6 protein-coding genes and 2 pseudogenes are annotated in these 9,451 nt (G+C 58.6%); 1 reads left to right on the forward strand and 7 read right to left on the reverse strand.

Annotated elements, in window-relative coordinates:
- From CN311_RS11305 to CN311_RS11325, 6 genes and pseudogenes are all read right to left on the reverse strand, one after another.
- Nucleotides 1-347, reverse strand: a pseudogene (locus CN311_RS11305) (GNAT family N-acetyltransferase); the annotation flags it as partial.
- Nucleotides 347-1,747 carry a lipopolysaccharide biosynthesis protein gene (locus tag CN311_RS11310; RefSeq protein ID WP_097573737.1) on the reverse strand — a complete coding sequence of 467 codons (1,401 nt, stop codon included), beginning with the start codon at nt 1,745-1,747 and terminating at the stop codon, nt 347-349. The pseudogene CN311_RS11305 and the gene CN311_RS11310, both read right to left, overlap by 1 nt.
- 221 nt (nt 1,748-1,968) lie before the next feature.
- Nucleotides 1,969-2,643 (reverse strand): DUF7002 family protein, encoded by a 675-nt coding sequence (locus tag CN311_RS32215; protein WP_133117163.1) that lies wholly within the window; start codon nt 2,641-2,643, stop codon nt 1,969-1,971.
- Entirely contained in the window at nt 2,640-3,752 is a 1,113-nt protein-coding gene (locus CN311_RS32945; RefSeq protein WP_245440800.1) for an adenylosuccinate synthetase, read from the reverse strand. Before CN311_RS32945 ends, CN311_RS32215 begins: the two co-directional genes overlap by 4 nt.
- Before the next feature lie 134 nt (nt 3,753-3,886).
- Nucleotides 3,887-4,234 (reverse strand): annotated as a pseudogene (locus CN311_RS33380) (P-loop nucleotide/nucleoside kinase family protein); the annotation flags it as partial.
- A 29-nt stretch (nt 4,235-4,263) separates the two neighbouring features.
- On the reverse strand, nt 4,264-5,607 hold the full coding sequence (locus CN311_RS11325; protein ID WP_097573742.1) for an ImmA/IrrE family metallo-endopeptidase: 1,344 nt from the start codon (nt 5,605-5,607) through the stop codon (nt 4,264-4,266).
- Between the two features lie 313 nt (nt 5,608-5,920).
- Here CN311_RS11325 and CN311_RS11330 point away from each other — a divergent pair, with 313 nt between their 5' ends.
- Nucleotides 5,921-6,109: a hypothetical protein gene (locus CN311_RS11330; RefSeq protein WP_097573743.1), complete on the forward strand. Its 189-nt coding sequence runs from the start codon at nt 5,921-5,923 to the stop codon at nt 6,107-6,109.
- Nucleotides 6,110-6,422: 313 nt separating this feature from the next.
- Here CN311_RS11330 and secA read toward each other — a convergent pair whose 3' ends face one another.
- Nucleotides 6,423-9,155: a preprotein translocase subunit SecA gene (secA, locus tag CN311_RS11335; protein WP_097573745.1), complete on the reverse strand. Its 2,733-nt coding sequence runs from the start codon at nt 9,153-9,155 to the stop codon at nt 6,423-6,425.
- Between the last annotated feature and the right edge of the window lie 296 nt (nt 9,156-9,451).

Genomic DNA, 9,451 nt, shown 5'->3' on the forward strand with positions numbered 1-9,451 from the left:
TCCACCGAGAACGGCACCAGCAGGCGCAGCCGGTTGCGGTAGTCGTCGCCGTCGCGGATCACCGCCAGCCGCACCTCGCGGTCTTCCAGCCGCGGCATGGCCGGCGCCAGGAAACGCGGGTTGAAGAAGATGTTGGGCTCGATCGTGCGGGCGCAGAGATAATCCAGTTCCTCGACCAGGTCGAAACCGGCGGAAGCCGGATAGATGGCCAGCTTGCGCTCGGGCCTGTTGTTGGCGAGGATTTCGACATGGGCGGGGTCGGCCTCGCGGGCGAGCCCGGCGAGACCGGACACCATGGCGCCGGCCGGGCCGCCGCTGGTTTCCTCGAGCAAGGGGATGGCAGCCATTACGCGGCTCCTTTTGCTGGCACAAAGATAGCCATGACGATGCCGAGCTTGCGCCAGACCGTGAAGGACAGCGCGGCCGCCTCGAAGATCATGGCGAAGGCGGTGGCCATGGCGGCGCCCCACAGGCCGAAAAGCGGGATCAGCACCACATTGAGGCCGATGTTGAAGGCCAGCGTCATGGCGTAGACGGCGGCGCAGATGTTCTGGTTGCCGCTCATGGTGAGCAGGCTTTCGCAGGGGCCGACGGCGGCGCGCGCGACGACACCGAAGACCAGCAGGAACAGCAACGGATAGCCTGATGTGAATTCAGGGCCGAACAGCATCAGCATCGGCTCGCCCAGCACCAGCACCATCAGCGCCATGATGAGCGACGGCCAGAAGGTCCACGACACCGTCTCGCGGGCGAAGGCGGCTAGCTTTTCCGGCTCGCCATGGGTGAACTGCGCATAGCGCTGGGCAACGCCGGCCTTGACCGCGAAATAGACGAAATGCACCAGCGCCAGCGTCTTGACCGTGGCGAAATAGACGGCGACGTCGTCGGGGTCCATATAGGCGCCGACCATCAGCACATCGGCATTGGTGAGCAGGAAGAAGAAGCTTTCGACCAGGAAGATCGGCAGCGACACGATGAACCATTGCGCGAAATGCACCTTCACCGGGCCGGCCGGGATCTTCCTGTCGATGCGCGACGTCACGCCGAGGAGCTGGCCGATCGTGGTGGCATAGGTGGCGGCAATCGCGGCGAAGATCGCGGTCCTGGCGTCGGGCGCGTAGCCCAGCAAAAGCATCAGCGCCATGCAGGCCAGGATCAGCACCGGCCGGATCAGAAAGGTCGGCGACAGCGCGAACAGCGCCCATGAGTTGGCCCGCGCCAGCCCCTGCACCAGGTCGGACATGGCGATCATCGGCAGCAGGATAAGGCCGAGGATGAAGGGCACGACATAGTAGTTTTCGATGAAGGGCTGGAGCAGCCAGACGCCAAGCGCACCAAATGCCGCGATCGCGGTGGAGGCAATCAGCACGAACAGCCGGCTGGTCATCACGATGCCGCGCAATTCGGCCAGCATACCGCGCTCGCGATATTCGGGAATGAAGCGGATGACCGAGGTGTGGAAGCCGAGACAGGCAAGGTTGCCGACGATGACCATCGTTACCCAGACGAGGACGAAGATACCGTATTCGAACGAGCCCATCCAGCGCGCCATCAGCACCTGGCTGACGAAGGCGATGACGGCGCTGACGATACGGACGGAAAAGGCGATGAGCGACATGCGCCCGGCTTCGCCGCGCTCGTCGGCGGTGAACAGCACGGCGTCGATGCGGCCAAGCAACGGCTTTACGCGCAGCGCAAGGCGCTGCGGCAGGAACCGCCCGGCTGTCGTCGCCGCGGAAAAGCGCACCCAATACTCTCCGTTTTCCGCCTCTTTTCTGGCTTTGGGTGTAGCCAAGACAGATTAAGAAACGGTTGGGTGGGGGTGGTGGGCGCTTTCGTCATGCCGGCGGCATGACGAAACTGAGAGACCCTCGGGGAGTTGCCGGAACCAACGGGGTTCCCAGTCCACCGGTGCGCCTTATGCCGTAGGCTGGGACGTAGAAAGCGAATATTTGTTCCGTCAAGTTTCTACGCAGGAAAAATTGACGCGATCTCTTCCGTGCTTTTCATCCGTACAACTCGTCGTACATATTTTGCGACGTCCTCGACGGCGTAATCAATCGCGAGCTCAACTACTCGTTCGCCCTTCTTTCTCTTCGTTTTCCACTGCTCGTACGGGTATTCCGATATCCGCTGAAAGGTCGAATTGCCGCGCGGGTGAGGAAAGGGTTTGGTGCAGCCGCTGTTGATTGGACAGAACCAAACGCGATCAGCATAGTCTTTGACGAGAGCTTTCGTGTCTAACTCTAAGACGTCATGCTCCTGTGTTCGATACGTACCGGCATTCAGTAGTCGAATGACACGCTCCCGGGTCAGCCAGAAAAAAACTTTTGAATTCAACAACCGATACCATCCCTCAGGTGATATCCCGTCGAGCAGGCATCTTTCGAGCCCTTTGTCATCCATCGGGAGCTGATCTCGAATCACCGCTGGCGCTCGTCCAACTCTGCTGAGGGTTATGCTTGATGCCCTGCGTTGCCCTTCGATCTCGCTTCTGCGAGGGTCAGGTATTTCATAGCTGTCGAGTAACGCACTGGTGCTCAAAAGACCAAACTCGCTAATTGAAGGCCAACTTGCGCGCTCTGCCATATGATAGAGTGTTGGGCAATCAGCCAATAGTTCTTCAAGCTCGCTCGGGGTCACCAGGAACGCCTATCTATCACGTTGCGCCAACTGAAATTAGTTGAGATCATGCTCACCGGAACGCCTGAAACCCGCTCTATTTCTTCAACGAACCGAAGCGTTTCGAGATTCAGCTGATCAAAGCGGAATGCGTCTCGGTTGGTTTTGCTTATATAGTCCACAAATGTCAAAGCAATATCGGTAGGACCATTTAGGAGCGAGGATCGTCGGAGTTGCTCCCAATCAAATTCTGCCAATCGTCTCTGTTTTTTTGTAGTTGTGGTGGTTTCCGTTTTCTTCAACTCGCCAATGTCTATGCCCGAGCGGCGAGCGAGTTCCTCATAAGATATTTCGAGGTTCATATCTCCTGAGGGACCGCCAACACGGATCGGATAAGTCCGGCAAACCATTACAACACGCCTTACTCTCGTTGACGCAATTCCAGCATCCGCCAAACATCCAGCTACGCTCGTCTCGCGTGACGTGACAAATGGATAAATACCATGGTGGAGGCTCAAGCTTGTTCCTTGGGTGCCCTCAAGAAGGACGTGCTCACCGCGAACAAAAGCCCTTTCTAGAATTGGCTGGCTCTCTCGGATAAAAGGCTTCAATTCGTGAACGTCTTTTGCGAGACGAACAACTGGGGAGGCCTTGCCACCGCGCCCCATAATCTTGCGCGCGCTAGCTGCTCCAACCCCTTGCGCAGTGGAACTGATCGCTGCGAGAAGCTCTTTCTCGACGTCGATGTCATCGTCCTCAATGATCATTGCAAGCGGATCGATGCTGAGTCGCTCGGCATCGATGTGGTGGGTCGCAATCTCCTGCAGCAATTTGGGCGGATATAGCACTGCTCCAGCGCCCAAGAGGAGTTGTGCCTTCGGCGCCCGTTCTGTTCCGGAAGGCAAATGGAAATAGGCCTCGGGTTCAGGCTCTGCAAAGACTTTGTGGCCCGCGTTGGGTCCGCCCACCCGCACGAGAAGCGAATATTCTGGCGCGATGTGGCCGACAATGTTGCCTTTGCCCTCGCTTCCATATTGACCGCCAACCAGGACGCGACCAAAGGGGTCGTTATACGTGGGTAAAGCCCCAGCAATGCGATGGAGCGAACAAGGACAGCTTCTGGCGTGCAACGATCAGTCTCTACAACTGTATCTGCCAGATCTGCGAGTTTGCGCACATCTCTTTCCGTTTTGCTTTTTCGTACATCGTCATAGCGTTCGAGCTCTTTCGTCTTGTCACTGCGCTCCGTGTAGCGTTTTGCAAGTATCTCGTCAGATGCATCGACATGAATATGATGCACGGCAGTGCCATATGCTTCACGCACGGCCTTCACTTGGCCGGGAATTCGAGCTGAGTCGATGACAAAGAAACCACGAGCGGCTGGCCCTTTAACATTGTCTTCGATGAAACGGACGAGTGCGTTCTTAACCCACGCGCCGCCGTCCGCTCTATCCAGCTTTTCCCCCGCCTTCTGAAGGGCTGCGCGCTCTTCTTTGACGTTAGGCAATTGCTTGCGGATCAAATGTCGCGTTTTGATAACGGTGGCCGAATATCTAGCTTGTAATTTTTCAGCAAGCGACGACTTTCCAGCGCCGATGGGACCAGACAACACGACAATACGAGGTGAGTCGTCCCTGAAATTCAAATCAGAAGCTCGGCTCCATTATTCTGACGTTTTGGTGGTAAGTCATAAACTGTGACGCGAACCCCCTTCGCAATCAAAGTATCTTGAGCAATCTCTTCAACAGTATCCCACGAGCCACCACTTTGACCAGAGCCTATCCTAGGCAAGTGAACAGATAAGCCGTGACCCGCCGCAAACTCTGCAACCGCACGGAAACATCGTTCAAGAGGAGCATAGCGTATTCTAGGTGTGCTAGAAGCGCCGTATCCTTCTTGAGCAATCAGGCTGGCAATGTATGTGTTATTACCAACATCCGCAAAATGAACTTCCCCAAGCCGAGCCCGCCTGGGTAGTTTCACAAACCAGTCGGAGAACTGTCGTTGTGCATTGGGGTATTTGACGGCGGCGGATCGCGCTACACCACCTCCCCATGTGCGAGCTTGATCATTGACGAGTTGGCAGATGACCTTAGGCTCGGTGCCGACTGGTTTAAGAACATCTCCATGAACAACATGAAGAGCCAATGGGTCAGCGTCTTGTGCCCTGAATCTTACAATGCCAGCAACGCGAGGATATGAGGCTCCTGCAAACGCAGGTATCCCGACACATTCTACTGGTAAGTTTCCTTTAGATATCCAATCCTCGGTTTTTCTATTTGTTTGACCTATGGCCGTGCACGAATATACGATACTGCTATCGGGGACATCCGTTCCGGAAGTTATCACGATAGGTGCAGATTTCGAACCTACACTGTAGTCAACTCGATATGAGGGTTTTTTACTCTGACTCTCAATTGGGGACGCACAAAACATAAGAGCAGGTTCCGTAGTCGCTTTCACTATTCGCATCAGGAAAGCTTCTGCAGAAACGTCAAACCTCCGGCGGTCAACCATCAGCTCTTCTATTTTTGGCAACTGATCTGTCGCCGGTAAGCTTCCTGCCGGCATCACGAATTCTGCTGCTGCTAAATTGCACAGCATCTCCAACTGCCAATCGTCGCTCTCCGCCGTGCCTCCACGGTGTCGAGTCTGCTCGGCAACGTCCGAGAACAACGTGTGTGCAATTTCGTGAGCAACGGAAAATCGTACGCGCTCGCGAGGTCGAGTTGGATTGAATTCGATCTTGACCCCTCTTTCGGTCGCGATCGTGCGCGCGTCTACGACATCACCACTCGCTTCGACAGGGATATTGAGAAGGTCGGCGATAGCGAGTGGATTGTAAGGAGGACCAGACCATCCTGCATCGCGCGCAAGTAGCACCAACTGGCGAGCCTTCTCTTCAATCAAACCAATGGGATCAGAGTTGCCCGCAAACTTGAGAACCGATTTGTTCGTCCACAGTATGCGGGATGATGGTGCCATGATGTGCTCTCGTTGGATAGGTGAGACCTATCATACGCTACTTTCGACAAAGCGGAATCGCGCTGGCAGCTGTTTACGTCCGGGGCTGGCACTATACCCGTTTTTTCCAATGTTCCTGCCGTGCATACCGTAGTGCCGGTCAGTTGACGTTCGGGTTCGAGGTCGAAATGGAGCGACTGAAGGCGGCGTAGTTGCTTTGCACCCAATCTGGAGAGTTGCAGGGGCGATCTTGCGCTCTCTGGAACGAAGCCGGAACATCTGCTAACGTTGCGTCAAGGCCTGCGATTCGCGGGCCAAAACGTCGGAGATTGAAATGGGAAAGAACACAGGTGAGGGCTTCCGCCGCGGCGCTGTAAGGGAGCGTACGCAATTCGAACGGCCGGATGGACTTTGGCAGAAACGCGACGAAACGACAGGCCAACTGATGGAAGTAAAACAGACAGAAGGGCCATTCAAAGGTATTGCCAAAGAGCCTGACGGCCGAGATACGGAAAACTCGTAAGGGTTGATCTCTCGGCGCCTGCGGGACAGCGCCCCCTCTGGCTTGCCCGTCCTCCGCAGCAGCTGCGCTGCAACTGCGGAGGGTGGACCGGCCATCTCCCCCCGGGGAGATCGGCTAATCTCACCGGCAATAAAAAACCCGCCTCGTGGGCGGGTCGCTGGTGCAAATCAGCACCTTATTGAAATCAATAGCATAACTGCCGTCACAAAGCAAGCCTGGCGGGTTAACCAGGGCAATCGCTTCAGGTTCGCGCTGCCCCTCATCCGCCTGCCGGCACCTTCTCCCCGTGAACGGGGAGAAGGAAAGCGCTCGCTTACGCAAACGCCCCATGACAATGCTTGTACTTCTTGCCCGAACCGCACGGGCAGGCTTCGTTGCGGCCGACCTTGCCCCAGGTCGCCTGGTTGTTGGGGTCGCGGTTTTCGGGGGCGACGATGGCGTTGGTTTCCTGGCGGACCAGAAGTGCCGTCTCGCCGCCGTCGAAATCGTCCTCGCCGGTGCTGCCGTCGAGATGGCTGCCGAACATTTCGGGCGCCTCGGGCGGCGGGGCTTCGGCGGCCTGGCGGACCAGCTCGACGCGCATCAGTTGCGCGGTGACGGCCTGGCGCAGATTGCCCAGCATCGCCTGGAACAGCTCGAACGCCTCGCCCTTGTACTCCTGCAGCGGGTCGCGCTGGGCGTAGCCGCGGAAGCCGACGACCGAGCGCAGATGGTCGAGGTTGACGATGTGCTCGCGCCACAGATGGTCGAGCGACTGCAGCACCACCGAGCGCTCGACATAGGTCATCACATCGGGGCCGAAACGCTCGGCGCGTTCCCTGGCGGCGGTATCGGCGGCCTGGGTGATGCGTTCGCGGATGTCGTCCTCGGCAATGCCCTCTTCCTTGACCCATTCCTCGATGGGCAAATCGAGATTGAGGAATTCGGCGACCTCGGCCTTGAGGCCGTCGACATTCCACTGCTCGGCATAGGCGTTTTCGGGAATGGCCTTGGCGACGATCTCGTCGATGACGCCCTCGCGCATCTCGGCGATGGTTTCGCTGAGGCCTTCGCCGTCCATCAGCTCGATGCGCTGCTCGAACACCACCTTGCGCTGGTCGTTGGAGACGTCGTCATATTTCAGCAGGTTCTTGCGGATGTCGAAGTTGCGCGCCTCGACCTTCTTCTGCGCCTTTTCCAGCGCCTTGTTGATCCAGGGATGGATGATCGCCTCGTCTTCCTTGAGGCCGAGCTTCTGCAGCATGCCATCCATGCGCTCGGAGCCGAAGATGCGCATCAGGTCGTCCTGCAGCGACAGGAAGAATTTCGAGCGGCCCGGATCGCCCTGTCTTCCTGAACGACCTCTGAGCTGGTTGTCGATGCGGCGCGATTCATGGCGTTCGGTGGCGAGCACGTAGAGGCCGCCGGCGGCGAGCGCCTTTTCCTTCAGGCGGGCGATGTCGTCGCGGATGGCTTTTTCCTTCGCCTCGCGCTCGGGGCCTTCCGGCATGTCGCCAAGCTCGTCGGCGATGCGCATCTCGGCATTGCCGCCGAGCTGGATGTCGGTGCCGCGGCCGGCCATGTTGGTGGCGATGGTGATGGCGCCGGGCTTGCCGGCCTGGGCGACGATGGCCGCCTCGCGCTCATGGTGGCGGGCGTTCAGCACTTCGAAATCCCTAAAGCCTTCCTTGCGCAGGCGCTCGGCGAGCTGCTCGGATTTTTCGATCGAGGTGGTGCCGACCAGCGTCGGCTGGCCCCTGGCGCTGGCTTCCCTGATCTCCTTGACGATCGCCTTGTATTTCTCCTCGACCGTCCGGTAGACCTCGTCGTCCTCGTCAATGCGGATGACCGGCAGGTTGGTCGGGATCTCGGTGACTTCGAGGCCGTAGATGTTGCCGAACTCCTCGGCCTCGGTCAGCGCCGTGCCGGTCATGCCGGAAAGCTTCTTGTAGAGGCGGAAATAGTTCTGGAAGGTGACGGAGGCCAGCGTCTGGTTCTCCGGCTGGATCGCCACATGCTCCTTGGCCTCGAGCGCCTGGTGCAGGCCCTCCGAATAGCGGCGGCCGGGCATCATCCGGCCGGTGAACTCGTCGATGATGACGATCTCGCCATTGCGCACGATGTAGTCCTTGTCGCGCTGGAACAGCCGGTGCGCCTTCAAGGCATTGTTGACATGGTGGACGATGGCGACGTTCTCGACGTCGTAGAGCGACTCGCCCTTGAGCAGGCCGGCGTCGCGCAAAAGGTTCTCCAGCTTCTCGGTGCCGTCCTCGGTGAAGATCGAGGTCTTCTGCTTCTCGTCGATCTCGTAGTCTTCAGGGCCGAGCTTCAGCATGTAGGCGTCGATGGTGTTGTACATCTCCGAGCGGTCCTCGAGCGGACCGGAAATGATCAGCGGCGTGCGCGCCTCGTCGACCAGGATGGAATCGACCTCGTCGACGATGGCGTAGCTATGGCCGCGCTGCACCATCTGGTCGCGCTCATACTTCATGTTGTCGCGCAGATAGTCGAAGCCGAGCTCGTTGTTGGTGGCGTAGGTGACGTCGGCGGCGTAGGCGGCCTTGCGCTCCTCGTCGGACAGGCCGTGGACGATGACGCCGACGCTCAGGCCGAGGAATTTATAGACGCGGCCCATCCATTCGGAGTCGCGCGTGGCGAGGTAGTCGTTGACGGTGACGACATGGACGCCCTTGCCGGCAAGCGCGTTGAGATAGACCGGCAGCGTGGCGACCAGGGTCTTGCCCTCGCCGGTGCGCATCTCGGCGATGCCGCCATTGTGCAGCACCATGCCGCCGATCAGCTGCACGTCGAACGGGCGCATGCCGAGCACGCGGCGCGCCGCCTCGCGCGCGGTGGCGAAGGCGGGGATCAGCAGATCGTCGAGTGAGGCGCCGTTGGCGATGTCCTGGCGGAATTTTTCGGTGCGGGCCGCCAGTTCGGCATCGGAGAGCGCCCTCATCTCGTTTTCCATGGCGTTGATCGCCTCGACGCGCGGCCGCGTCGACTTGACCCGGCGATCGTTGGAGGAGCCGAAAACCTTACGGGCGAGACCGCCGAGACTGACCATCCAATGGCCCTTTCAATAGCATTCCTAGTTATTGCGACAGGCGCCGGCCGGCCCCCATCAATTCCGCGTGAAACGCGGACAAACGCAAAAAGCGCCCGGAAAACGGTTCTGGACGCAAAGTCGTTGGACAGATAAGAGGGGGCTCAATCGATGTCAACGCCGCGGTCGCCCTGTCGACCGCGCCAAATTCCGCCACAATCTGGCTGATCTGAACAGTCGCCAATCCCCATCGGAGTTATCTTATGTCCTTATTGTTTCGCCGTGCGTCGTTCGCCAGCCTTGGTCTGGCAGTCGGG

It is taken from the genome of Mesorhizobium sanjuanii (assembly GCF_002529485.1).
GTDB lineage: Bacteria > Pseudomonadota > Alphaproteobacteria > Rhizobiales > Rhizobiaceae > Mesorhizobium > Mesorhizobium sanjuanii.